Source organism: Enterococcus bulliens (assembly GCF_053761865.1).
Window position 1 is genome coordinate 16,028 of record NZ_JBSMXK010000009.1, and the last position, 24,946, is coordinate 40,973.

The following is a 24,946-nucleotide window of genomic DNA, read 5'->3' on the forward strand; positions in this document are numbered from 1 at the left end:
GTTTTGCTTATGTTACAACAATATAATCGCATCATGGTTGCCGTTGATGGCTCTAAAGAAGCAGAATTAGCATTCCAAAAAGCAGTCAATGTGGCGAAACGAAACGAATCTGAACTACTATTGGTTCATGTTATCGACACTAGAGCTTTTCAAACAGTTGCTTCATTTGATTCAGCTTTAGCGGAACAAGCTACTGAAATGGCACAAAAATCATTAGATGAATATATCGAAAAGGCGCATAAAAACGGTTTAACATCAATCACTTCTACCATCGAATATGGTTCACCCAAAGTCATTATTGGTAAACAACTACCAAAAGAAAAAAAGATCGACCTGATTTTACTTGGCGCAACTGGTCTAAATGCTGTTGAACGTTTATTTATCGGTTCAGTTTCAGATTACGTGATCCGTAATGCACCTTGTGATGTGCTGATCGTCCGCACAGATCTGGATAATCACTTGCCACCTAAGACAAAAGGCGAATAAAAAAAGAGGCTGTGACAGAAGTGGGCAGCTCCAGAAAACAAGCCAAATAATCCCGATGATAGGTTCACCTATTTCGGTAATTGTTTGGCTTATTTCTTAAGGAGCTACTTCTGGAACGCTGTTTCTTCTAATTTATAAGGGGCTGTGACAGAATTATGTCACAGCCCCCCTTTTTTAATTGCTTTTCATTAATTCTGTTACATAAGCCACGGTATCTGGTTGTTCTGCTTCGATTTTGGCGATTGCTTCACTAAAGTTTGGTAAATGATCTTTGTGCGCAATCAATAATTCATCTAATAATGTTTTGGCCATCGAACCACCAGGAACAAGCGGATTGATCGTAAAGGCATGTAAGGCTGCACCATAATCGCCATCGATCGCCGCACGAATGACTGTTTCTTCCATTCCTTTCATCACTTGGATGATTCCGCGTGCTGCTGGTGGAAATGCGCCCCAGTTATATGGTTCATGACCATGAGCCGTCACTGGTCCAGATACTTCCACGACACAATCATATGGCAAATCAGTGATCGTGCCATTATTTGCTGTTGATACTACCATATCCGTACGTTTGTCATTATAGATCGATGCGATCAATTCACATGCTGCATCACTATAATGCGTTCCACCACGTTGTTCTAATTCTTTTGGTTTATAGTCTAGATTTGGATCTTTATATAGTTCAAACAAACGAGCTTCTGTTTCTTTTACGACTTGGGCTCTTGTTTCGCCACGTTCAAATTCTTCGATCGAATGAGCTAGCATTTCATCTTCGATATAATAATAACGATGATATCCACAAGGCAACATGCCTAGATCTTTGATTTGTTCATAATGAAACGGTGCATTATGAATATTTTTTAGATGACTTTCAGAATCTTCTTGTGGCCCATAAATCAAATCGATCAATTCCATCGTCCGTTCGTTGCCTTCTTTATCCCATACACGATGCCAATGGAAATGATTGATCCCTGCAAATTTAAAGAATAAATCATCTTCTGGTAACCCTAATTTTTCCGCAGCTTGTTTACGGTGACCAATCGGTACATTACATAGACCTGCTGTTTTTTTCCAACCACCATGTTTGATCGCCGCTTCTGTCACCATTCCTGCTGGATTTGTGAAATTGACTAACCAAGCATTTGGACATAATTCTTTCATGTCTTCAATAATATCTAAAATGACTGGAATCGTTCGAAAAGCTTTAAACATACCTCCTGCACCATTAGTTTCTTGCCCTAAAACACCATGAGACAATGGGACACGTTCATCTTTGATACGTGCGTCTAATAGTCCCACACGAAATTGTGTCGAAACAAAATCAGCATCTTTTAATGCAGCACGACGATCGAGTGTCAAATGAACTTCCCAATCTAGACCAGCTGCTTGGACCATCCGTTTTGCCATCTCACCTACGATTTCTAATTTTTCTTTGCCTGCTTCGATATCGACTAACCAGATCTCTTTGATCGGTAGTTCGTCTTTACGCTTAATATATCCCTCAATCAATTCCGGTGTATAACTTGATCCTCCACCAATTGTCGCAATTTTTAACGCTCCTCTTGTCATGAATGATTCCTCCTGATGAATATGTTATCGTTTACAAATATAGCATAAAGTATGGGAACATTCCCATAGCAAGCCTTTTTTTCAAAAAAATTTGTGCTATACTCAAAATAAATGAAATCGTTATCAAAAGGAGCGTTAGACATGACTACCATTATTGATGTAGCTAAAAAAGCAAATGTTTCTAAATCTACAGTCTCGCGAGTGGTTTCAAATAAAGGCTATGTCAGTGAGACTAGTCGTCAAAAAGTTCTTGCAGCTATGGAGGAGTTGGCTTATGTTCCTAATTCGATCGCTCGCAATCTTCAAAGTGGAGAAACCAAAACAATCGGATTCATCGTCCCTCACTTTATTGATCCGCTCTCTGTTTTTTTAGAAGCATTCTTATCGATCGCTAGACAGCATGGTTACTATGTCACGATTTTCTTTACGGACAGTGATCAACAAAAAGAGATCGATGCCTTCAATCAATTAAAGTATAAACAGATCGATGCCTTGTTCATTTTAACTAAAGCAAACGAATGGAACGTCATCACTACTTACGCTAAATACGGGCCGATCGCAACATGGCAACGAATCGATTCACCAGTGATCTATTCGGCTTACGTCGATCATTATCAAGGCTATTTTGATTCATTACTGTATTTATATGAAAAAGGTTATGACCAAATCGGTCATGTGCTAGGTAATCAAAAAAATTTAAATACAAAAGCCCGTTTAAAGGCGATCAAAGACTTTGAAACACAATGTACGCTTCACACTCCAGCAGAGTTTTATTTTTATAATTCTCCTCATGCAAATGGGCGCACGATCGCACATCAGTGGCATGCTTTACCAAATAAACCGAATGCCATGGCGATCTATAGTGATGCGGTCGCGGCTCAATTTATCTCAGAGCTTGAAAATCTAGGGTATCAGATTCCTGATGATGTCGCAGTGATCGGTTTTGATAACAGCGAGATCAGCAAACTGATCCATCTGACGACCGTAGACTATTCGTTACGTTATCAAGCTGAAAATGCATTTATCTATTTATATAACCAGTTAAATCAACAACAAGTCCCATTTCATCCATTACCGATCACTTTGATTGAACGAAAGACTGTACCAAAACGTAAACGCTAAAACTATCATTACTGTTAGATACTTCAAGATAATTGTAAAAAAGTGAAGAGTCTTCTATGATAAAGAAAGAAACAGAGAGGAAAGGTGAAAAAATGAAAAAAATCAAAGCATCAGAAGCCATGATCAATGTTTTACTCGATTGGGGCGTAAAACGAGTATACGGCTTACCTGGAGATTCAATCGATACAACGATCGACGCGTTACACAATTACAGTGATGAAATTGAATTTGTACAAGTTCGCCACGAAGAAGTCGCCTCTTTAGCTGCGACAAGTGAAGCAAAACTGACCGGCCACATAGGCGTTTGTTTATCGATTGGTGGGCCTGGAGCGATTCATTTATTAAATGGATTATATGATGCCAAGATGGATCATGTCCCCTTACTTGCGCTCGTTGGACAAGTCAAATCAACGCTTGTCAATACTGATTTCTTCCAAGAGATCAATTCTGCCTCTTTATTAGAAGATGTCGCTGTCTATAACAAAGAGATCCAGTCAGCTGAGTCTTTACCTAAAATCGTCGATGAAGCGATACGGACAGCAATGCGTCAAAAAGGTGTCGCTGTGCTGACGATCCCTGATGATTTTCCTGATCAAAAAATCGCCGATACGTATAAAACTTTAGCTGGTGAAGCGAATTTATTTAGTCCTCCAGCTTTGATTCCAGAGAAAATGGAAGAAGCCGCGCGTTTGATCAAAGAAAGCAAGCATCCAGTCATCTTATCTGGTGTAGGGTCAAAACATGCCGGTCGTGCTTTGACAACTTTTATCGAAGAAAACCATATCCCAATTGTCCAAACGGTCCCTAGTAAAGGAATCGTAGCTGACGATCATCCAAATTCATTGGGCAATCTAGGAAAGCTTGGGACAAAACCCGCGTACGAGGCGATGAAAGAAGCTGATTTACTGATTTTATTAGGAACAAATTATCCTTATGTTAATTACTTACCAGACCAAGCCAGTTGCAAAGCGATCCAAGTCGATCTTGTTCCAGAACGTTTTGGCAAGCGATTCCCACTAGAACTTGCGATTGAAAGTACAGTCGAAGATTTCATTACTGCTTTAAACGACTTAGGTCCCTTACGGACGTCTACTGATTTTCTCACTGCTTGTCAACAAGCGATGAGCCATTGGACGAAGTGGATGGAGGAACAACGTCATAATACAAAAGATACATTTGTTCACCCTGCCTATCTCTTTAACGCAATCGAATCACTCGCAACACCAGATACGATCTATTCGATCGATGTCGGTACTTCAACTGCTTGGGCAGCGAAATTTTTACGTGTAAAACCACAACAAGATTTTCTAATTTCTTCTTGGTTAGGGACAATGGGGTGTGCATTACCTGGCGCTTTAGCTGCAAAACTAAATTATCCTAATCGCCAAGTATTGTCTGTAGCTGGCGATGGTGGATTTGCGATGGTCATGCAAGATTTTGTGACGGCAGTCAAATACGATCTACCATTTGTGCAATTTATTGTAAATAATCAAAAACTATCGTTTATCGAGGTCGAACAACAATCATCTGGCCAACGAAACTATGGGATCGATCTTGCTGATATCGATTTTACAAAAGTCGCCGAAGCTTTTGGTGGAATCGGACATACGGTGAAATCTGCAAGTGAATTAGATACACTTTTACCACATTTGATGGGTGTCACAAAACCCACGATCGTCAACGTCTATGTCGAAGACGATGCACCGTTACCCGGAAAAATCGTGAAAGACGAAGCAGAAGGATTTGCGAAATTTACCGTCGAAAGTGTATTAAAAGATCGTAAATTTCCAGAATTACCACCATTGAAGGAAATTATCCGTCAATTATTTTAATCAAAAAAAGAGGTGTGACAAATTTCTGTCATACCTCTTTTTTGTTATTTAAATTTAACTGCAGTACCATATGCTGTGACTGACTGCATATCTTGTCCAATCGCTCCTGAATCAAAACGCATCATCACGATCGCATCTGCACCAAGTGCTTCTGCATTCTTCTTTAGTCGTTCGATCGCACTTTGACGAGATTCTTCTTGCATTTCTGTATACGCTTTGATTTCTCCACCGACGATATTTTTCAAACTAGCACCGATATCTTTAAGGATATTCTTTGAATTTGTCGTAAGACCAAAAACTTCACCAATGATTTCGTACTCTCTACCAGGAATTTTTTCAGTTGTCGTAACTAACATATAAAACGCTCCTCTCTTTGCCATACTATTTTTAGTATAACAAAAACTAAGGACATTTCACATGGATTCACTGGGCAATCTTACAACAGATTTGTCACTTTATATTGTTTATCTTTTGTATTCATTACGCTGAAGGCCAGCTAAATACGAAAATGTAAGGTCATATCTTCCTGGACTTTTTTCAGTCAAACAAATCCCCACTGCACCTTCTGTAGTTTGTGTATTTAAGAGATTCTTATTATGTTCCGGTGAATTGACCCAACCATTAAAGATTCGCTGTGCTCCATTATTGACGTACCAATCGAGTGTCGTATTAAAACTTGAAAACCCTAAATTTTCTACATAAGGAATTCCTTGATAACCATAATCCAATGGTGTGGATAACCCTCGTCCGCCATTTGGTCGTGTATGAGAAAAATTCGTCACAATCTCTTGCGCACGAACATTAGCCCCCTTACGAATTGTCGCTTCAGTACGAAGGCTATTTAATCCTTTTGAACGACGGTAATTATTGATCAATACGAATGTTTGACGAGCAATTTCAGCTCTTGCTTGCTCGACCGTCATCGCACTTGGTGCAGTGGTGGTCTCTTGTGGCGCTTGATCCGCTTGTTGTTGTGCGCTCTTTACACCATACCATGCGACACCTTCGTTATTCCAACCTGCACGAACTAATTGTGATTGTTCATTCGTACTTGTCGTATAATGATGCGTTCCCTCGTTTGTTGGATCGGGATTATACACACGATGCAACGGGATTTCTTTATTTTTTGCCGATTGCCATCCAATCCCTTCATAGCACCATCCAATCTGAACTAATTGGTTTTTTTCTTGTTCACTCATCGTATAATGATGCAGACCCGTACTACGATTGTATAAACGATAGACAGGGTCGCCATATGTTGGCGCGATCCAGCTAACCCCTTCCGCACGCCATCCTACTGCAACTAATTGTGTTTGTTCCGTCTTATTTGCCGTGTAATGGTGTTCACCACTATTCGGATTGTACATCCGATACATCGTAACTGTTGGTCCATTTGTATCTGACTTAACAAAGTATTCCGTGAATGCTCCATTGATCAAAAATAGACTAATACCTAACAATATTACCTTACCAAATAGAAAATGTTTCATCGCTTACCCCCTCCTATTTGATTCTCAATTTCAGTCTAACATATTTGTAAGGTATTACGAGTTCAAGATTTTCAAGTATTTCAGGAATAATTGAGCTTTTTTTGAAAGCGTTATCTTTTATACTGATTATTTGCTATTATTTTTTCATAGTTGTTGCGATTTAAGACAGAATTTAGTCATAATTTATTCATATTTAAACGCTATAGTATATGTATACCCAAACAAACAACCCTAATATTTTTTCATTTCTTACTCCCTCCCACTAGTGATACTAGTGGGTTTTTTTTACAAAAAAAAAAAAGACTTGTGCGTTCACAAGTCCTTTCTATTTGGATCAAGTTTGATAAAATGATATTTTTTAAAAATTTGTAGTAATGGATACCGTAAAAGTAAAAAGAATCCTACCGTCCCTATACTATGCATGATATCAAATGAAATTCCTGTAAAATAATAAGGCCAAAATGCTTTAACTCCCCAGACTGGCGCAAGCATCAATGTGATCAAAAAGCCATATCCCATACTCATTACAACACACAAGATAACTTGTAACCAAAAGATTCGTGGGATCTGCACAACTTTTCCTAGCAAGGATATTCCAAAAATCAGTATGCCATACGTTGCGATTTGGGCAATCGTCCAAATTCCCATCCCCAAGTAAAAATTAGTGATTACCATCGAAAGAATACTCACGATACCAGCTGCAGATGGTTTAGCATAAATCGCGATCAATAAAATAATTGCAGTCACTGGCTGTACATTGGGAAGAAAACTACTCATTAGTCGGCCTACCACACAAAGCGCGGTCAATAATGCCATGATCGCGATCTCTCTAGTCGTAAACTTTCTCATCGCAGTCTGTTTTTTCATGCGATCAAACCTTTGCTAGATTAAAAATAATGGTATCATGGGCTTTTAGTTGAATCTCTTTAGCCCCTTTACTGGCTTCTTTGCCATTGATCGTATACATCCAATATTTATTGGCTGCTTGATCTTGCGCTTTACCGTCGATCGTAGTGATAAATCCATCTTGATCCTCAATGGAAAAGTTCTGTTTTAATGCTTCGTACACGGTATCACCTTCTTTAAATGTGATCGTTTTTGATGAGATTTCTTTCCCATCTTCTTGGATTTTGATCGTCACTTGTTGTTCAGTTGCTTCATTCATTGATGTACTTTGTATAGTCGAAGCAGTACTTTCTGTTTTTGTATCATTTGTACAAGCGGCTAATCCTACTAGACTGATTGTCAATACAATACCTGAAATAATTTTTTTCATTTTATTCCCTACTTTCATTTTATTCTTGTGAAATTATAGCATATTTACCTAAAACTAAAAAACGCATACTCGATTTCGAGTATGCATTTTGTTTATTTAATACTTCCACCATTGCTTTCAATAACTTCTTTGTACCAATAATAACTATCTTTTTTATAACGATTCATTGATCCGCCTGTTTCATCGCGGTCCACATAGACAAAACCATAACGTTTTTGGTACCCATTTAACCAACTTAGTAAGTCCGTAAATGACCAAGTACAATACGCCCAGATTTCACAGCCTTCTTCACTTGCTTCTAAAAGTGCTTTGATATGTGCTTCTAAATAGGCAATGCGGTAAGGATCGTGGATTTGATGATCTTCGGTTAGATCGTCAAAAGCACCTAGTCCATTTTCTGAAATCACGATCGGCAATGCATAACGAGTAGTGATTTCTTTACATGCATATTTTAAGCCCATTGGATCGATCGACCAATCCCAATCTGTCGTTTCTAAGTATGGATTCGCAGGATTTTTGTATACCCCAGGTACGCCCGTTACTTCATTCGTTCCTTTTTTACCAGATGTATTCATCTGTGCATACGGAGTAGCCCCATCTAGCGGATTGTATTCGCACACGGTAGTTTGGTAATAATTTACCCCCATAAAGTCAACTAAACTTGCGGCTTTTTTTAGTACAGCAGTTTCTTCACTTGTCACAACTGGTGCGACACCTTTAGTCGCTAAATAAGCATAAGCAGTTTTTGGATAACGTCCATATGCATACATGTCCATCCACCAAAAGTTTTTAAGATTGTCGAAATCCATTTTCGCCATCGCATCTTCTGGTTTACTCGTCAATCCATAGCTTGGGCTATACGCGAAACTTGCACCGATTTTTCCGTTAGGGTGTAGTTCTTTAAATGCACAAACGGTTTTGGCATGTGCTAAAAATGCATGATGATTTACCTTATAAAATAACGATTCTTCATCAAATTTTCCTGGTGGATGCATCGCAGTGAGCCAGCCAAATGTAGTAAAAATATTTTGCTCATTCAACGTAATCCAGTACGTCACTTTTTCTTTGAATCGCTCAACCAAATAGGTTGCATAATAGACAAAATCATCCACTACTTCTGGTGATTCCCAGCCACCATATTCTTCAACTAAAGCTTGAGGAATATCCCAGTGGTATAAGGTGATCATCGGTTCGATCCCGTGTTTTACACACTCATCAATAATCGCTTCGTAAAATTTCACACCCGCTTCATTAATTTCACCTTTCCCTTTAGGAAAAATCCGCGTCCATGCAAGCGAAAAACGATAGGTTTGTAGTCCCATTTCCGCCATCAACGCAATATCTTCTAAATAACGATGGTAGTGATCCACGGCGATTTCACCAGTCGATTCTTTGAACGTTTTCCCAGGAATTTTAACAAACTCATCCCAATTTGATAGCCCTTTGCCATCTTCTTGATAAGCACCTTCAATTTGATAAGCTGCAGATGCACTGCCCCATAAAAACGTTTCAGGCATTGTTTTTTTTGACATGTAGTTCACCTCGTATAATTCATTGATATAACTAGACCGTACCTCTTTAGTATACGTCACCAAGCAAGCGTTTGCACTATTTTTGAAACGTTTTCCTAATCGACTACTACTCCGCTTTTCTATTTCGTATTTTAGTTATTTTACAAAAATATGCTATTTTTTTAGTTGACTTTCAAAAAAATTGAAGTTATGATTCTAGTCACAACTTCATAACTCATGCAATACAAAAGAGAAGTAACATGATCTTGACCTTTTAAAGAGAGCTGCCACTAGTGAGAATGCAGTAAAGGCAAACATGCGAATGGACTTTTGGCTATCGTGCTGAACACTAGGCCAGTAGGTGCGATCGGGTACTCCCGTTATAGAGAAAGGCCATTGTTGGATGGCTGATCAGAGAAGGATATGGTTTTTTTGCTGTATCCACATATGAGGTGGCACCGTGTAGCTTACGCCCTCAATAGTCCATGGACTATTGAGGGCTTTTTTGCGTTTAAGAAAGGATGACCACATTGAAAAAAAGACTATGTTTTACACAAAACTTAACCGATACACAATTCTACGAAGCATTAGCTTCCCATACACCATGCTTGTTCCACTACAAAAAAAACATAAATGAAGCTGGAATCACGATCATCGGTTTTGATCCGATTACACATTTAGCCTTTCAAAATGATCAATTTTTTGTCGATGGACAGCAGATTATCTCAAAAGATCCACTGAAAACATTAGAACAGTATACTTATACCACAGAAGAACTCTTTCCAGACCTTGATTTTCAAGGCGGTGCGATTGGGTATACGAGTTATGATCTAGCATTTTTTTACGAACCTATAGCGCATCAAGCGATTGATTTTTTTGAATTACCTGATCTTCAGTTTTACTTATACGAATCCTTTGTTTACGTGGACCATCACACAAACACACAGTATATCGTGACGAGTAACATGTATAGCCACGTTACTGAAGCGAAACTAGATCTTCGCTTAAACGAAATAAGCGAACACTTAGCTAACTATCAACCGACGCACAAAACTACAGCATTAACATCAGAGCCATTTACAAGTACACTACAGTCAAATGAATTTATGACGATCGTAAAACAAGCCAAAACTTATATTAACGATGGAGATCTTTTTCAAGTCGTCCCTTCACAACGTCTAAGTGCACCATTTACCGTCGAACCACTAGCATACTTTGAAGAATTGGCTAGACAAAATCCATCGACTTATTTATATCTACTCGAATTTCCTGACGTCACGATCATTGGCAGTTCTCCAGAAACGCTAGTTCAGGTAAGTGGCAATACTGTCCAAACCAATCCGATCGCAGGGACTAGAAGACGCGGAAAAAATGTTTTAGAAGATCAAGAATTAGCAACTGATTTACTCAATGATCCTAAAGAACGCGCAGAACACCAAATGTTAGTCGATCTTGGCCGTAATGATCTTAGTAAGATCAGTCGGATTGGTAGTGTAAGGTTGCCTTTGTTTATGCAAGTCAAACGCTATCAACACGTCATGCACCTCGTTTCGATCGTCACTGCCACTTTAAATGAGAACAGTACACCGATCGCTGCGTTAAAAGCCACTTTACCTGCTGGAACAGTTAGTGGTGCACCAAAAATTCGCGCAATGCAACGCATTTATGAATTTGAAGCGACAAAACGTGGTATTTATGCTGGTGGAATCGGCTTTTTAACTCACGATCAGCGCTTAGATATGGCTATTGCGATTCGAACAATGCTGATTAAAGATCATACTGCCTATGTCCAAGCCGGTGCTGGAATCGTTCATGATTCTGATCCGTTAATGGAATATCATGAAACGCTAAATAAAGCCAAAACACTACTGGAGGTTCTTGTATGATTTTATGCATCGATAATTATGATTCATTTACGTATAACTTGGTCCATTTATTTCACGACCAAACTGTCGTCGTTTGCCGTAATGATGATCCTCAACTCTTTACACTTGCTGCACAAGCTAATGCCTTGATCTTATCTCCAGGACCTGGCCATCCAAAAGATGCTGGACATTTGGAAGAAGTAATCCGTACCTTTTATCAAACCAAACCGATTTTAGGGATCTGTCTAGGTCATCAAGCGATCGCTGAAGTATTTGGTGCAACGATCACGAAGGCACCTGAGATCTTGCATGGAAAACAATCTGAAATTATTTGTCAAAACACTCCTTTATATGACGGGCTGCCGGATACACAACTGGTCATGCGCTATCATTCTTTACTCGTTGCTAAAGAGACATTACCTGATGAACTAGAATTGATTGCTGAAACAGCTACAGGTCTAGTCATGGGGATCAAACATCGAGATTATCCTGTATATGGTATCCAGTATCATCCAGAATCGATCGGAACCCCTTTAGGACAACAATTGGTCACAAATTTTTACCGCGACTTCATTTAGAAAGTAGGAAATCAGATGTATATTCTTTTAGAAAAACTTTACGCTCAAGAAGACCTAACACAAGCCGAGATGCACACGCTAACCGAGCAACTCATCTCCAATACATTGTCAGAAGCCCAACTTAGTGCCGCACTGATTGCACTTAAGATCAAAAAAATCACCGCTCCAGAACTCACTGGTCTGATTCAAGTATTGCAAAAACAAGCGACAATACAACCAAGTACCACACTAAAACTAATGGATAATTGTGGAACTGGTGGAGATCATTTGCAGACATTTAATATTAGTACGATTAGTGCATTTGTGTTAGCTGCAGGTGGAATCAAAATGGCCAAACATGGAAACAAAGGTGTTTCCAGTCGCTCCGGTAGTGCAGATCTATTGGCCTCATTTGGACTCGGGTTTACAGAAGATCAAGCACTGATCGAGTATCAATTACAAGAAGCCGGTATCGCATTTTTATATGCACCAGCTTTTCATCCGATCATGAAACAATTCGCACCGATCCGACAAGCATTAGCAACTCCTACTTTGTTCAACCTGATTGGACCACTGCTTAATCCCTATCCCTTAACGAATCAATTGATGGGAACATTTGATGCAACCTCTCTTTCATTATTACGCGATACTTTGAAAACATTAGGACGTCAGAACATCGCTATCGTCCATGGTGCACATGGTATGGATGAAGCGAATCTAGCTGGTGAAACGACTTGCTTATTTTATCAAAATGGTCAGGAACAAACTGTTCAGATTCGACCTGAAGAAGTTGGTTTATCTCGTATCCCAATAAGTGCGATCACGATCAATTCGGTAGTACAGAGTCATCAAATCACTGAAGATATCTTAGCTAGCCGGCCTTCTGCACATCTAGATACCGTCTGTTTAAATGCTGCTCTAGGCTTTTATATCGCCAATAAAGTCGACACGATCGCTGAAGGTGTAACGTTTGCTAAACAACTTCTAAGAGACGGTGCAGTATACGATTGTTTTCATGCCTTATTAGATACCCAAAAGGAGCGAGTTTCATGAACTTTTTAACACAAATTATCGAAACTAAACAAAAAGAAGTCACAAAAATGACGACTATTGCCCCAACCCCAAGCACTAAACGTCCTATCCTTGCAACACAGATCAAAGAAAATCCTAAACAGATCCATTTGATTGGTGAAATCAAACGTGCCTCTCCTTCTAAAGGAACAATCAACGAATCAGTTGATCTCAAAACACAAGTTACCCGCTATGAACAAGCAGGTGTGAGTGCGATTTCGGTCTTAACCGATCCTGTATTTTTTCAAGGTTCGATCGATGACCTTAAAACAGTAGCCAATTTGACCACCTTGCCACTATTATGTAAGGATTTTATCATCGATGAAAAACAAATTTTACGAGCCAAAGCTGCTGGAGCAAGTATCGTTTTATTGATCGTGGCTTGTTTGTCTGCTAAACAGCTTCAGCACTTATTTACTTTTGCAACAGCAAACGATTTAGAAGTTTTAGTTGAAACGCACGATCTCATTGAACTACAACAAGCGCAAGCGTTAGGTGCAACATTAATTGGAGTCAACAATCGCAATCTTGAAACGTTTGAAGTGTCACTTACAGTTAGTGAACGCTTGGCTCCATACAAAAAAGAGCACGTATTGATCAGCGAATCTGGATTTAAAACTCCTGAAGACGTTCAGCGTGTAGCCGCAACTTACGACGGCATTTTAGTCGGTGAAACATTAATGAAAAGTTCTGATATTTTAACAACTGCTAAAGCTTTACAGGTAAAAAGAATATGACAAAAATTAAAATATGTGGTGTTCAAACTGTAGAAGATATTCTTTATGCAGATGCTTATGGTGCGAGTTATGTAGGGTTTGTCTTTGCAAAAAGCCCCCGACAACTTTCTTTAAAACAAGCACAAGCACTGGCAAGCATCGTACCCAAACACATAAGTATCGTAGGCGTGATCGTATCACCAAGCCCTACGTTACTTGCAAAAATCGAAACACAAGTACCACTTGATTTTTGGCAGATCCATGGCTCAATGCCAAATTATACTAGTTCGCTACCTAAAATCACTGCACGCTCTCTTGATACACTAGAATCTAATCATTATCCCTCTTTATTACTAGACGCAAAACATAGTGGTCAAGGAAAACCTTTTGATTGGTCAAAAATTGAGCCTTCAAGATTAAATACCGATGAGCTATGGATCGCGGGTGGCTTGGATGCTAGTAATGTCAAACAAGCGATTCACTATTTCCATCCAGCTGTCGTCGATGTATCAAGTGGAGTTGAAACCAACTATAAAAAAGATCCAAAAAAAATCCGCGCTTTTTGTAAGGCGGTCAAGGAGGAATATTATGTACAATCAACCAAATGAACAAGGTTTTTATGGCGACTTTGGAGGCCAATTCGTCCCAGAGACACTGATGTATGCGTTAAAAGAATTAGAACAAACCTATCGCACTTCGCAACAAGATCGGATTTTCCAAGAAGAACTAGCCTACTATTTAGCTCAATATGTTGGCCGTGAAAATCCTTTATACTATGCAAAACGCTTAACTGAAACACTAGGTGGGGCCAAGATCTATTTAAAACGCGAAGATCTAAATCATACCGGAGCACATAAAATCAACAATGCGATCGGACAAGTCTTACTCGCAAAAAAAATGGGAAAACATAAGATCGTAGCTGAAACAGGTGCTGGTCAGCATGGCGTAGCAACGGCAACTGCTGCAGCACTGTTTGGGATGGAATGTATTATTTTTATGGGTGAAGTCGATGTGAAACGTCAAGAACTAAATGTCTTTCGAATGGAGCTCTTAGGTGCTAAAGTACAGCCAGTCACTTCTGGTAGTCATTCGCTAAAAGATGCCGTCAATGAGGCCTTACGTTACTGGGTTGCTCACGTAGAAGACACGCATTATGTGTTAGGATCTGTTTTAGGTCCACATCCTTTTCCTGAAATCGTTCGTGATTATCAAAGTGTAATCGGCAAAGAAGCACGTGCGCAATTACTAGCTTCAGAATCTGTACTGCCAGATATCGCGCTTGCTTGTATTGGTGGCGGCAGTAATGCTATGGGTTTATTCTATCCTTTTTTAAATGATCCTGTACGTTTGATCGGTGTCGAAGCAGCTGGAAAAGGACTAGATACCAAAGAGCATGCTGCTTCTTTGACTAAAGGTGAAATAGGAATCTTACATGGTACAAAGATGCATGTATTACAAAATAGCGATGGACAAATAGAAGAAGCCTTCTCGATCTCAGCTGGACTCGATTATCCAGGGATCGGTCCTGAACATTCATTTTTACACACGACTGATCGAGTAGAATATACTTCTGTGACCGATGAAGAAGCACTTGAGGCATTTCATTTATTAGCACAAACAGAAGGCATCATTCCTGCTTTAGAAAGTGCGCATGCTATCGCTCACGTGATGAAATTAGCTCCTACACTCGATCGTTCAAAACGTATCGTTGTGTGTTTATCTGGTCGCGGCGATAAAGATGTCCATCAAGTCAAACAATATATGGAGGAAATGCAATGAAACTCGAGACAACTAAAAAACAATTCATTCCCTATCTGATGGCTGGCGCTGATGGATTGGATCGCTTAGCCGATGAAATCAGACTCTTAGAAAAGCATGGTGCGACTGCTATCGAACTTGGGATTGCTTTTTCTGATCCAGTTGCTGACGGCCCTTTGATTGAACAAGCTGGGATCGAAGCCCGCAAAAAAGGCGTGACATTGCAAAAAGTCCTCGACTTTTTACAAACACATACCTTTCATGTTCCGATTATTTTAATGGGATATGCCAATTCATTTTTTCATTACGGGATCGAGCCCCTCATAAAAGCTTTACAACCAACTCAAGTGGAAGCATTGATCATCCCAGATCTGCCTTATGAGCACCGACAACTTGTAACCAATCACTTACCTAGTGATTTCACCTTGATTACGATGGTCTCTTTGACTAGTCCTCAATCACGAATCGCTACATTGACAAAACAAGCTACTGGATTTATTTATGCTGTAACCGTCAACGGTATCACCGGTAAGCAAAACGAAAGACAAGACTTAGCGCCTTACTTCAAACAGATCAAATCGACCACTGATTTACCTGTGTGTGCAGGATTTGGGATCACGAATGCTACTGATGTCGCTTATTTTTTATCGATCTGCGATGGTATCGTGATCGGCTCAGCGATCGTGGAACAATTTGCCACACAAACTCTCGAGGCAGTTGATTTGTATCTGACTGAGCTACTCGCGCCCTTTCACGCGCTTACTGACTAATCTCTCCGGTCATAAACTTCGCTAACGGTTGTGCTAATTCATCTGAAATATTTTCGATAGAAATCGTTTGTGCTTGATCGATGATCTCATTAGCCATTTGTTTCCCTTTGACAGGATCATCCCAGTTTTTATCTTGAAAATGAGTCGGTACAGGATAATCGATCACTGTGCCGTCTTCGTTATTATGATAAGTCACCATACCACCAGCTAATGGCGTAGCGGTGATATACGTTACGGATTTATTGACTACAACACCTGTGCTCCAGATCTGTAGTGAAGGTGTACTGTAAACATCAAGTGCATCAAGTGATTTCATTGAGCTTTCAACTTGTTCTTTCGTAGTTAGATTATAGTGTTTGATCCATACTTTTGCTGCAACTAACTTGCTATTAGGGATCACTTCTTTTGTTTGACTCATACTTGTAGTGGTCGTATTTATAGGCTCATTGGCGATTTTAGCGAAACCATTTTTCAACTCTTGATTTTTTGTTACAGTAAAATGCAAGCGATTGTCTGGTGTCGCTTGGTTTTGTTCGGTAATCAAGACGACTGGTTGTTGCTCTTTGAAAGCAAATAAATATAGATGTCCGCCGATCGTCCCGCCATCGACATCGCAATAGACTGCTACCACATTATACTCTGCTTCACCTAATCCATTTGTTGACCAAGCAATCGTAGTCGTGATGTCATCGACTGCCATGGTATATTTATCAAAATCGGCTGGAAAATGTAAGCCCGCATAATTAGAACTGTTGGCTTCATCATAGGATGTGTACGATTGATTCATCGTTTTCCCCCAACGTTGCATAAAACTTGCTAATTCTTCTTTTTTCTTATTATCCCATAACAATGCTTGTGTCGCTTGTGTAGTTGTGGTGGACGTCTCTTTTGTACTTGTTGCAGTCGTTTCACTCATTGAAGACGTCGTACTCGTTTGCTTTACTTGTGTAGTCGACTTAGTTTTCGCTGTCGTTTGTGAACAAGCACTTAGCGCAACACAACAAGTCGCTAGCGCTAACCAAGGAAATATTTTCAAACTAATCGGCTCCTTTTTATCGTTTACTTTTAGTATACGTGATTTTTTAAGCACGTGTACTAAAACAACAAAAAAACAACCGTCTTTTTCAGACGATTGTTTTTTGTTTAACGTAAAGGTTTATACTCAACATTCAAGCCGTTTTGGACCCCTGGACGCTCATTGATCCGGTGTGCCCATTCTAATACATGTGTGTATTCATCCATATTTAAAAATTCATATGAACCAGCATATAATTTATCTAAGGCTAATCGACCATACCATGACCAAATCGCAATATCGGCAATCGTGTACTCATCGCCTGCAATATACGGACGTTTAGCTAACGTTTGATCTAATAGATCTAGTTGACGTTTTGTTTCCATTGTAAAACGATCGATCGCATACTCGATCTTTTTTGGTGCATAGTTGAAGAAATGACCGAAACCACCACCCACGTAAGGACCTGAACCAATTTGCCAAAACAACCAGTTCATCACTTCTGTACGTTTATGGATTTCTTTGGGTAAAAAATGTCCAAATTTTTCAGCCAGATAGACTAAGATCGAACCAGATTCAAATAAATCTACTCGTGGTGTTTGACTTTGGTCAAACATCGCAGGAATCTTAGAGTTAGGATTGATGTCCACAAAATCTGAACCAAATTGATCTCCTTCACCAATATTGATCAAATAAAGATCATAATCAGCTTCTGTTACACCTGCTTCTTTTAACTCTTCAAACATGATTGTTACTTTGATTCCATTAGGTGTTCCTAATGAATAGAGTTGAAAAGGGGCATCGCCGACGGGTAAATGTTGCTCAAAACGACTACCTGCCGTTGGACGATTTCCCGTTTTATTTTCATTCTCATCTTCTCATTTCCAAACTTTGGGCACTTGATATTCTGACATATGACCGCTCCTTTTATTTTGATACCATTATGATACTATGGAACCTAAAAATCCCCAAAAGATTGGCCTTTATTCTAAAGAATATGCCGCTGCATCTTGTTTAAATGTAGTCATTTGATGGTCCAATGTCGTTCGTAATTCTGATAAGCGATGCTCTATTAGTTGTTTTTCTTTTACAACTTGCTTACCATCAACCCAAACTGAATGCACATTACCACTATTAGCAGAATAAACTAGCACTGCATAGGGATCATAGATAGGAAACATATTGACTGATTGGGTTTCCACCAGTGTTAAGTCAGCTTGTTTGCCAATTTCAATAGACCCCACTTGATCTTCAATTCCTAATACTTTGGCACCAGATGATATAGCGAGTGCTACGATTTCTTCAGCTTTAAAACAAGCACGATTTTTTTCTGTTGTTTTATGAATATTCGCAAACATGCGCATTTGTGTGAATAGATCCAGCGTATTGCCACTACTTGGACCATCAGTTCCCAGACCAACTGTCAGATTTTTAGTTAGCATCGCGGAAATCGGAGCGACCCCTTTAGCAGATTTTGTATTGGCTCCAATGCAATGCGCGATTGTAGTTGTTTGCGTATAGTTTGCCAAGCAATCCAAATCGTCCTTATTTGCAAAAATAGCATGAACTAAAATAAAGCGTTGCGTGAAAAAATCTAAACTTTCTAAATAACGGATCGGTGTTTGTCCAAATTTCTCTTGAAAATAGTCCATTTCATAATCCATTTCAGCAACGTGCATCATCACAGGAACCTTATAGCGCTGAGCCAATTGTTGTACTTTTTTCAATCCCTCAGTCGTGTTTGTATTTGGTGCATGAGGTGCGATCATTGGGGTAATCAAAGGATGATCGTGCCATTTTTGAATCAATTGTTCTGCATTTTTTAAAGCACGATCGACAGTTTCGGCATCACATACTGGCATATCAATAATCGTTTCACCTACAAATCCACGCATCGACATTGCTTCAGCAGCTTTTGCGACCTCCTCTTCGAAATAATACATATCGGCAAACGTCGTCACACCTGCTAGTAACATTTCCGCCATAGCATACTTGGAAGAAGCATAGACTAATTCCGGTGTCATTTTTTGTTCTAAAGGAAATAAAAAACGTCGCAATCGGTCTGGCACATCATCGCCCAAAGAACGAAAGGGAATCATACCACAATGTGTATGTGTATTGATCATTCCTGGCATCAAAATACCTTTTTGACCGTCAATCATGATTTCAGCTTCTGGAATAAAGGCATCTGTCATATTGCCGATTTGTTTGATTACAGATCCTTCAAGATACACATAACCATTTTGAAAAATAGTTTGTTGCGCATCCATCGTCAAAATCGTACTATTATAAATCAATTGTGTCGTCATGATTTCCCTCTCTTTCCTCTTTCATAATCACGGATTGAAATCGTTGCGTTTTGGTTTCTAATAAACCAAAATCCGTCACTTTATACGCTGGTGAAACAGGTAAAGAAAGCGTCGAAAATGACATGATCTCATTAGCATGATAATAGCCCAACTTATTCATTGCATGACGCACTTCTTGCAAGCGTTGACCTAAAATCGCGATTGGTTCTTGAGAAATAATTCCACCGATCGGCAATGGGCATTCTGCAATTACTTCCCCTGCTTTTACAACAACATATCCACCTTGTAATTCAAGCAAACGCTTTTGAGCACAGATCATCGATTCTGCATCATTTCCCATAATCAATAGATTATGATGATCATGAGCCCAAGTCGTAGCGATACATCCTTTGTCGGTAAACGACTCTTTGATCAATTGTTTAGAAATACGATGTTGTTTCGTATACCGTTCTTGCACAAGTAAATAACACGTATTTAAAGGATCAATTTGTACTTTTTGATCTACTACTGGAAATTCTTCAACAACAAGTGAAGTAAAGGTTCCGATTTTTTCTCTTTTTATGACACGACAATGTACACTAGTCTGTTTAGTCGACGTTGACAATTGACAGTCTGCTTTAGTTAATGGTTCACACTCCAGACTATGATAAAAAGCTGCTGGAAATGTTTGCAATACCTCATACACAATCTCTTGATCTTTCCTATATGCGATCACACCTGATTTGATCACCAGATCCACTTGCCAATTCTCTAGTGAATCGAGTAATACGATATCTGCTAATTGACCAGGTGCGATTCGTCCGCGATCCGTCAAGTGCATCCTTCTAGCAGGTGTATAAGTTGCTAAGTAAAGCGCATCTTCTATCGGCATACCTAGTTCGACCAGTTTTTGTACCAACAAATTCAAATGACCATGTTGCAATTGATCAGCCATCACATCATCCGTTACGATACATGCATGATCGAATAAACGATGCTCCATCAAGCATTCAACGATTTCTTTAGTCAATGATTTTTCCTGTAATTCGATAAATAAGCCTGCTTCCATTTTTTCAATTAAATGTTCAGCAAACTGATGAGTATGATCGGAGGTGATCTTGCTACTTAAAAAGTCAGCTAACTCACGCTCATATATTTTCGGGATATGTCCTTCGATCGGCATCGTGTTATTAGTTGTTAAACAAAGTTCGATGATTTGCCGAATCAGCGAGTCTTTTTCATAAGCGATCCCTTTAAAATCCATCGCTTCTCCCAAACAAATCATTTTTGGCCAAGTAAGCAACTCGGTTACTTCAGCTAATCCAATTTTACCGCCAGTTGTCTCAAGCTCTGGTTTAGTCGATGGCACTGATGATGGGATTGCTTGAAAAATATCAAGTACTGTCGGACAGTCAAAAAAGTACCTCAGTCCTTCAATTCCAAAAACATTCGCCATTTCATGAGCATCTGCTACAACGGTTGTGACTCCATAAGGCAGTACTGTTTGCGAAAAAATCTCTGGTGTCGTCATTGAACTTTCGATATGCATATGGATATCAATCAAGCCGGGAATCAAATATTGATCCTCGGCTTCGATAGTTATTTTAGCACTTAGCGTATCATCTAATTCAGTGGCGACATAGTAGATGCTATCGTTTAAAAGATAGACTTGTTTTTTTTCAAATACTCGGCGAACGGTTTGATAAACCCACGCATCTTTGATCAACATATCTACTTGCATATTTCCCATCCTTAATTATTCATTAGATTGTTCCATTGATCGACCCAACTTGTCATTTGTTGATTGATCAATGTAAAATCGACTGGTTTTGCTCGATTAGCAATTTCACCATATGTTTTATTCTCAGATTCTTCATCTGTTAATACAACCTCTTTGTTCGTTGGCGCTTCGTTCAAAGAAGTGGCTTTTGTTTTTTGTGATTGTTCGCTAATACGATAGTTAATAAATTTCAATGCTAATTCTTGATTTTGACTAGTTTTTGGAATATTTACCGTATTAAAATTCGCATATGTTCCAGATTCTGGCACGACATACGTTGCATCTGGAGTAGAAGCTTTGATCATGTCTACACCAAAGTCAGCTACAACAGCGACACTTACTTCTCCTGATTGGAACATATTAGCTAAATCAGATGATTTTGAGTAAGTTTTAACAATATTTGGTTTTAGTTCTTCTAAGGCTTTAAATGCAGCTTTTCCATCATCTTTCACAACTGGTGTTTTCGCATAATCGCCTGCTACATATAAAAATAGCGGACCTGCTGTAACTGAGATATCTGGAATAGCGATTTTCCCTTTTAGATCCTCTGCCCATAAATCTGACCAATCTGAGATTTTATGTCCGACCTTAGCTTCATCATAAATGATTCCAATACTGTTTACCGCGATCGGAACACCAGCTCCACTATCTAGTACTTCTTTCGCATTGTCTGTTAATTGCGCGATATTTGGAACATTTTCTTCAGTTAATTTAACAAATAAATCATTTTGTGCACCTTGAGTCGCATTGTTTTGCGCCAATTCGATAACATCAATACCTGAATTTGGGTTATTTTTCATTTTAGTAAAACGATCAGAACTATTCCCAATATCCAAAGTGATCTTCACATCATTTTCAGACTCGAATGGTTGGATAATATCTTTTTTCACGATATCTTCACTCAAACCAAATGTCGAAACAACTAAAGTATCTTCTTTACCATGATCAGTTGAAGAGGAAGTGTTCGCCTCGCTATTCCCACAAGCTCCTAAAACTAGCGCACATAACCCTAATGTTGCATATACGATTTTTTTCATTTTTTTCACCCTTCTAATAAGACTAATTTTTCTTTTGGTAATGCTAAATGAATCTCATCTTGAACTTCATAAATCTTCGTATCATCACTTGTCACTAAAAGCGTTCCGATTGCTGTTTCTACTTCGTATTGATAACTCTTGCCTAAGAACGTACGGACCAATACAGTTCCTTTGATCGGACCTGAAGCTGTAACTACAATATCTTCTGGGCGAATCGTACCGATTCCTTGAGTGTGTGTTAAATCAGAAATCGTCGACTCGACAACCAACCCATTTTCCAATGTATAGTGATCTTGTTGTTTGTTGATTGTAAAAAAGTTTTCAAAACCAATAAATTCTGCGACAAATTTCGTTTTTGGTAAACGATAGATTTTTTCTGGTGTATCGTATTGTTCGATGACCCCTTTATTCATGATCGCTACTTTATCTGAGATCGAAAAACATTCTTCTTGATCATGTGTGACAAAAACAGTCGTGATCCCTAATTGCTGTTGGATGCGTTTGATTTCGATCCGCATCCCCACACGTAGCTTAGCATCTAGATTCGATAAAGGCTCATCTAACAACAGCAGTTTAGGTTCAATAATCAATGCTCGAGCTAACGCGACACGCTGACGTTGCCCTCCTGATAATTGTTTTGGATAACGTGTTCCTAAATTTTCTAAGCCACACACTGCTAACATTTCCTCTACGCGACGTTTGATTTCAGATTTACTGACTTTGCGTAATTTTAAACCAAACGCTACATTATCAAAAATCGTCAAATGTGGAAACAACGCATAACTTTGAAACACCATCCCAAAATTCCGTTTATGTACCGGCACATGCGTCAACTCTTCTTGATCGACTTTAAACGTCCCTTCGTTTGGCTCAATCAAGCCTGCAATCACGCGTAAAGTCGTTGTTTTCCCACAACCACTAGGTCCTAATAACGATACAAGCTCACCTTTTTCCATCGAGATCGTAAGCTCTTCTAAAATATTTTGCTTCTGATCATAACTTACCCGAATATTATCTAATTCTACAAATGACACAAGATATCCTCCTTAAGAAATCGCTGCTAACCCTAATGTTTTTTCAATCACGATCATCAAGACGATGGTCAATACCATCAACATTACTGAAATCGCTGAAACAGTCGGATCGTAATTGTATTCCATATAACTTAATAATGAAGTCGGAAGCATCGTCACTCCCGGTCCAGATAAGAACATCGACACCGGGACATTATTGAACGAGTTGACAAATGCTAACATAAACGCTGCAAAGATCCCAGATGTGACATTTGGCAATACGATTTTCATAAATGCTCGTATTTTTGTACATCCCAATGACCAAGCGACTTCTTCAATCGAGTAATCTAACTGTTCCATCGATGAACCCACAACGCGAATAATATATGGTAAACTGATCAAAAAATGACCGATCAATAAACCTTGAGCGATTGGGAGACCTAATGATAAAACGATAAACTGAAACAAAATATAGCCAACTACAATTCCTGGAATGATTGTTGGCGATAAGAAAAAACTTTTCAATAATTTTTTCCCTCTAAACGAATAACGCGATAAAGCATAAGATGCTGGGATTCCAATCACTAAAGCCAGCACTGTTGCAAGTAATCCGATTTGCAAACTTAAAAAGAAACTTTGGACCATTGACTCAGATCGCAAGGCATTGGCATACCAATCGAGCGTAAAACCTTTGATTGGAAATTTAATTGCAGCTTCTGTTCCAAATGAAGTAACGACAATCAAAACTAAAGGGAAAAATAAGAATGCAAAAACTAGCATCGCAATCCCCATACTTAATTTATTTTTTCTCACAACTAAGCTTCCCTTCTATCTAATCTTTTTGCCAATACATCTAATAGTTTCATAACGATCACCGTCGTTACGATCATAATAAAGGCGATCACAGCTACTCCATTCCAATCACCTAAGGTCGTTGCCCGTTGGTAAAGGAAAGTCGCCAGCATCATTTTTTTATTTCCTCCTAGTAATTGTGGTGTTGTATACGCAGTCAACGTTCCCGTAAAAACTAAAATACTTCCCACTACAGCACCAGGCAAAGACAACGGGACTACGACTTTGAAAAAAGCCGTAAGCGGTGACGCGCCCAATGTTTCAGCAGCTTCCATCGTATCGCCCTCGATCGTTTCCATTACACCAATCAAAGTCATGATCATCGTTGGGAGAAATAAATAAATCGAACCGATAATAATCGCAAATTCTGTATACAATAATGCAATTGGTGTTTCGATGATGTGTAGTTTTAGTAGGATAGTATTGACTAATCCATTTTTCCCTAAGATATTGATCCAAGCAAAACTACGAATCACTGAGTTGGTCAGCAAGGGAAACAACGTCATCGCCATTAGAATCCCACGCCATTTTTTGGATAAGCTCGCCATGTAATACGCAGTTGGGATCCCAAGAATCAAACAACAAATCGATACGATCACAGATACCCGAATCGTACGGAAGAAAACCGAGCGATTGAACTGATTTTCAAAAAAATTCGTATAGTTGCCCACCCCACCATGGCTAGTAAAAAAAGTCGGTACAATCGTCGTTATTAAAGGGATAAACATAAAAAACAACAGTAGGATCGCACCGGGAAACAGAAGAAAATAATGAACATTTTTCCTCATCTAAACACCCCTCGTTCGTTTTTTAAACACAACCGTATTATAAAATAACAAAATCAACAAACAAACAAAAACTTAACAAATAGAACATTAAAATTCTTTAATGTTCGTTTTTTAAACAAAAAAAGTAGCACCATCGAATATGATGATGCT

Annotated in this window: 23 protein-coding genes and 1 pseudogene; 10 read left to right on the forward strand and 14 right to left on the reverse strand. The window is 39.0% G+C overall.

Going from position 1 to position 24,946, the window contains the following annotated elements; translation table 11 throughout:
- Positions 1 to 9 precede the first annotated feature (9 nt).
- Positions 10 to 486 (forward strand): universal stress protein, encoded by a 477-nt coding sequence (locus ACWOEC_RS06060; RefSeq protein ID WP_455306672.1) that lies wholly within the window; start codon positions 10 to 12, stop codon positions 484 to 486.
- Positions 487 to 660: 174 nt separating this feature from the next.
- Here the strand turns inward: ACWOEC_RS06060 and ACWOEC_RS06065 are convergent, their stop codons facing one another.
- Positions 661 to 2,055, reverse strand: coding sequence for a 6-phospho-beta-glucosidase (locus tag ACWOEC_RS06065; RefSeq protein ID WP_297077469.1), 1,395 nt, complete (start codon positions 2,053 to 2,055; stop codon positions 661 to 663).
- 141 nt (positions 2,056 to 2,196) lie between these two features.
- Between ACWOEC_RS06065 and ACWOEC_RS06070 the strand changes: the two genes are divergently transcribed.
- Both ACWOEC_RS06070 and ACWOEC_RS06075 read left to right on the forward strand, forming a co-directional pair.
- A complete protein-coding gene (locus tag ACWOEC_RS06070) occupies positions 2,197 to 3,177 on the forward strand; it encodes a LacI family DNA-binding transcriptional regulator (protein WP_455306673.1) in 981 nt (326 codons plus the stop codon).
- A 92-nt stretch (positions 3,178 to 3,269) separates the two neighbouring features.
- Positions 3,270 to 5,009 (forward strand): pyruvate oxidase, encoded by a 1,740-nt coding sequence (locus ACWOEC_RS06075; protein WP_455306674.1) that lies wholly within the window; start codon positions 3,270 to 3,272, stop codon positions 5,007 to 5,009.
- Between the two features lie 44 nt (positions 5,010 to 5,053).
- On the opposite strand, the gene ACWOEC_RS06080 is transcribed toward ACWOEC_RS06075, so the two are convergent.
- The 5 genes from ACWOEC_RS06080 to ACWOEC_RS06100 all read right to left on the reverse strand — a co-directional run bounded on the left by ACWOEC_RS06080 (position 5,054) and on the right by ACWOEC_RS06100 (position 9,316).
- Positions 5,054 to 5,365 carry a heavy metal-binding domain-containing protein gene (locus ACWOEC_RS06080; RefSeq protein ID WP_455306675.1) on the reverse strand — a complete coding sequence of 104 codons (312 nt, stop codon included), beginning with the start codon at positions 5,363 to 5,365 and terminating at the stop codon, positions 5,054 to 5,056.
- A 108-nt stretch (positions 5,366 to 5,473) separates the two neighbouring features.
- Positions 5,474 to 6,499 carry a CAP domain-containing protein gene (locus ACWOEC_RS06085; RefSeq protein ID WP_455306676.1) on the reverse strand — a complete coding sequence of 342 codons (1,026 nt, stop codon included), beginning with the start codon at positions 6,497 to 6,499 and terminating at the stop codon, positions 5,474 to 5,476.
- A 312-nt stretch (positions 6,500 to 6,811) separates the two neighbouring features.
- Entirely contained in the window at positions 6,812 to 7,348 is a 537-nt protein-coding gene (locus ACWOEC_RS06090; protein WP_455306677.1) for a hypothetical protein, read from the reverse strand.
- 22 nt (positions 7,349 to 7,370) lie between these two features.
- Positions 7,371 to 7,775, reverse strand: coding sequence for a DUF4430 domain-containing protein (locus ACWOEC_RS06095; RefSeq protein WP_455306678.1), 405 nt, complete (start codon positions 7,773 to 7,775; stop codon positions 7,371 to 7,373).
- A 92-nt stretch (positions 7,776 to 7,867) separates the two neighbouring features.
- Positions 7,868 to 9,316, reverse strand: a complete 1,449-nt coding sequence (locus tag ACWOEC_RS06100) for a glycoside hydrolase family 1 protein (RefSeq protein WP_455306749.1) — start codon at positions 9,314 to 9,316, stop codon at positions 7,868 to 7,870.
- Between the two features lie 500 nt (positions 9,317 to 9,816).
- On the opposite strand from ACWOEC_RS06100, the gene ACWOEC_RS06105 reads away from it, so the two are divergent.
- Genes ACWOEC_RS06105 through trpA form a run of 7 tightly spaced genes read left to right on the forward strand, consistent with a single transcriptional unit; the run spans position 9,817 to position 16,023 of the window.
- On the forward strand, positions 9,817 to 11,172 hold the full coding sequence (locus tag ACWOEC_RS06105) for an anthranilate synthase component I family protein (RefSeq protein WP_455306679.1): 1,356 nt from the start codon (positions 9,817 to 9,819) through the stop codon (positions 11,170 to 11,172).
- The gene (locus ACWOEC_RS06110) at positions 11,169 to 11,729 is read left to right on the forward strand and encodes an anthranilate synthase component II (protein WP_455306680.1); all 561 of its coding nucleotides are present in this window, start codon (positions 11,169 to 11,171) and stop codon (positions 11,727 to 11,729) included. Before ACWOEC_RS06105 ends, ACWOEC_RS06110 begins: the two co-directional genes overlap by 4 nt.
- 15 nt (positions 11,730 to 11,744) lie before the next feature.
- A complete protein-coding gene (gene trpD, locus ACWOEC_RS06115) occupies positions 11,745 to 12,761 on the forward strand; it encodes an anthranilate phosphoribosyltransferase (RefSeq protein ID WP_455306681.1) in 1,017 nt (338 codons plus the stop codon).
- Complete coding sequence (trpC, locus tag ACWOEC_RS06120; RefSeq protein WP_455306682.1) at positions 12,758 to 13,516, forward strand: indole-3-glycerol phosphate synthase TrpC; 759 nt, start codon at positions 12,758 to 12,760, stop codon at positions 13,514 to 13,516. Before trpD ends, trpC begins: the two co-directional genes overlap by 4 nt.
- Entirely contained in the window at positions 13,513 to 14,103 is a 591-nt protein-coding gene (locus ACWOEC_RS06125) for a phosphoribosylanthranilate isomerase (RefSeq protein ID WP_455306683.1), read from the forward strand. Before trpC ends, ACWOEC_RS06125 begins: the two co-directional genes overlap by 4 nt.
- Positions 14,084 to 15,274, forward strand: coding sequence for a tryptophan synthase subunit beta (gene trpB / locus ACWOEC_RS06130; RefSeq protein ID WP_455306684.1), 1,191 nt, complete (start codon positions 14,084 to 14,086; stop codon positions 15,272 to 15,274). Before ACWOEC_RS06125 ends, trpB begins: the two co-directional genes overlap by 20 nt.
- Entirely contained in the window at positions 15,271 to 16,023 is a 753-nt protein-coding gene (gene trpA, locus ACWOEC_RS06135; protein WP_455306685.1) for a tryptophan synthase subunit alpha, read from the forward strand. The genes trpB and trpA overlap by 4 nt, the downstream gene beginning before the upstream one ends.
- On the opposite strand, the gene ACWOEC_RS06140 is transcribed toward trpA, so the two are convergent.
- The 8 genes and pseudogenes from ACWOEC_RS06140 to ACWOEC_RS06175 form a co-directional block, all read right to left on the reverse strand.
- Positions 16,013 to 17,059, reverse strand: a complete 1,047-nt coding sequence (locus tag ACWOEC_RS06140) for a DUF4767 domain-containing protein (RefSeq protein WP_455306686.1) — start codon at positions 17,057 to 17,059, stop codon at positions 16,013 to 16,015. The genes trpA and ACWOEC_RS06140 overlap by 11 nt on opposite strands.
- Before the next feature lie 107 nt (positions 17,060 to 17,166).
- Positions 17,167 to 17,952 (reverse strand): annotated as a pseudogene (gene yghU / locus ACWOEC_RS06145) (glutathione-dependent disulfide-bond oxidoreductase).
- 69 nt (positions 17,953 to 18,021) lie between these two features.
- Positions 18,022 to 19,347 (reverse strand): amidohydrolase, encoded by a 1,326-nt coding sequence (locus ACWOEC_RS06150; protein WP_455306687.1) that lies wholly within the window; start codon positions 19,345 to 19,347, stop codon positions 18,022 to 18,024.
- The gene (locus ACWOEC_RS06155) at positions 19,325 to 21,067 is read right to left on the reverse strand and encodes an adenine deaminase C-terminal domain-containing protein (protein WP_455306688.1); all 1,743 of its coding nucleotides are present in this window, start codon (positions 21,065 to 21,067) and stop codon (positions 19,325 to 19,327) included. The genes ACWOEC_RS06150 and ACWOEC_RS06155 overlap by 23 nt, the downstream gene beginning before the upstream one ends.
- A gap of 11 nt (positions 21,068 to 21,078) precedes the next feature.
- The gene (locus tag ACWOEC_RS06160; protein WP_455306689.1) at positions 21,079 to 22,143 is read right to left on the reverse strand and encodes an ABC transporter substrate-binding protein; all 1,065 of its coding nucleotides are present in this window, start codon (positions 22,141 to 22,143) and stop codon (positions 21,079 to 21,081) included.
- Between the two features lie 5 nt (positions 22,144 to 22,148).
- Complete coding sequence (locus ACWOEC_RS06165; RefSeq protein WP_455306690.1) at positions 22,149 to 23,177, reverse strand: ABC transporter ATP-binding protein; 1,029 nt, start codon at positions 23,175 to 23,177, stop codon at positions 22,149 to 22,151.
- Positions 23,178 to 23,189: 12 nt separating this feature from the next.
- Positions 23,190 to 23,948 carry an ABC transporter permease gene (locus ACWOEC_RS06170; RefSeq protein ID WP_455306751.1) on the reverse strand — a complete coding sequence of 253 codons (759 nt, stop codon included), beginning with the start codon at positions 23,946 to 23,948 and terminating at the stop codon, positions 23,190 to 23,192.
- 23 nt (positions 23,949 to 23,971) lie between these two features.
- A complete protein-coding gene (locus tag ACWOEC_RS06175; RefSeq protein WP_297076378.1) occupies positions 23,972 to 24,796 on the reverse strand; it encodes an ABC transporter permease in 825 nt (274 codons plus the stop codon).
- Positions 24,797 to 24,946 lie beyond the last annotated feature (150 nt).

What these genes read in the sequence shown, in the direction of transcription:
- ACWOEC_RS06060 (WP_455306672.1), top strand. Translation starts at nt 10, where the DNA reads ATGTTACAACAATATAATCGCATCATGGTTGCCGTTGATGGCTCTAAA.
- ACWOEC_RS06065 (WP_297077469.1), bottom strand. Translation starts at nt 2,055, where the DNA reads ATGACAAGAGGAGCGTTAAAAATTGCGACAATTGGTGGAGGATCAAGT.
- ACWOEC_RS06070 (WP_455306673.1), top strand. Translation starts at nt 2,197, where the DNA reads ATGACTACCATTATTGATGTAGCTAAAAAAGCAAATGTTTCTAAATCT.
- ACWOEC_RS06075 (WP_455306674.1), top strand. Translation starts at nt 3,270, where the DNA reads ATGAAAAAAATCAAAGCATCAGAAGCCATGATCAATGTTTTACTCGAT.
- ACWOEC_RS06080 (WP_455306675.1), bottom strand. Translation starts at nt 5,365, where the DNA reads ATGTTAGTTACGACAACTGAAAAAATTCCTGGTAGAGAGTACGAAATC.
- ACWOEC_RS06085 (WP_455306676.1), bottom strand. Translation starts at nt 6,499, where the DNA reads ATGAAACATTTTCTATTTGGTAAGGTAATATTGTTAGGTATTAGTCTA.
- ACWOEC_RS06090 (WP_455306677.1), bottom strand. Translation starts at nt 7,348, where the DNA reads ATGAGAAAGTTTACGACTAGAGAGATCGCGATCATGGCATTATTGACC.
- ACWOEC_RS06095 (WP_455306678.1), bottom strand. Translation starts at nt 7,775, where the DNA reads ATGAAAAAAATTATTTCAGGTATTGTATTGACAATCAGTCTAGTAGGA.
- ACWOEC_RS06110 (WP_455306680.1), top strand. Translation starts at nt 11,169, where the DNA reads ATGATTTTATGCATCGATAATTATGATTCATTTACGTATAACTTGGTC.
- trpD (WP_455306681.1), top strand. Translation starts at nt 11,745, where the DNA reads ATGTATATTCTTTTAGAAAAACTTTACGCTCAAGAAGACCTAACACAA.
- trpC (WP_455306682.1), top strand. Translation starts at nt 12,758, where the DNA reads ATGAACTTTTTAACACAAATTATCGAAACTAAACAAAAAGAAGTCACA.
- ACWOEC_RS06125 (WP_455306683.1), top strand. Translation starts at nt 13,513, where the DNA reads ATGACAAAAATTAAAATATGTGGTGTTCAAACTGTAGAAGATATTCTT.
- trpB (WP_455306684.1), top strand. Translation starts at nt 14,084, where the DNA reads ATGTACAATCAACCAAATGAACAAGGTTTTTATGGCGACTTTGGAGGC.
- trpA (WP_455306685.1), top strand. Translation starts at nt 15,271, where the DNA reads ATGAAACTCGAGACAACTAAAAAACAATTCATTCCCTATCTGATGGCT.
- ACWOEC_RS06150 (WP_455306687.1), bottom strand. Translation starts at nt 19,347, where the DNA reads ATGACGACACAATTGATTTATAATAGTACGATTTTGACGATGGATGCG.
- ACWOEC_RS06155 (WP_455306688.1), bottom strand. Translation starts at nt 21,067, where the DNA reads ATGCAAGTAGATATGTTGATCAAAGATGCGTGGGTTTATCAAACCGTT.
- ACWOEC_RS06160 (WP_455306689.1), bottom strand. Translation starts at nt 22,143, where the DNA reads ATGAAAAAAATCGTATATGCAACATTAGGGTTATGTGCGCTAGTTTTA.
- ACWOEC_RS06170 (WP_455306751.1), bottom strand. Translation starts at nt 23,948, where the DNA reads ATGGGGATTGCGATGCTAGTTTTTGCATTCTTATTTTTCCCTTTAGTT.
- ACWOEC_RS06175 (WP_297076378.1), bottom strand. Translation starts at nt 24,796, where the DNA reads ATGAGGAAAAATGTTCATTATTTTCTTCTGTTTCCCGGTGCGATCCTA.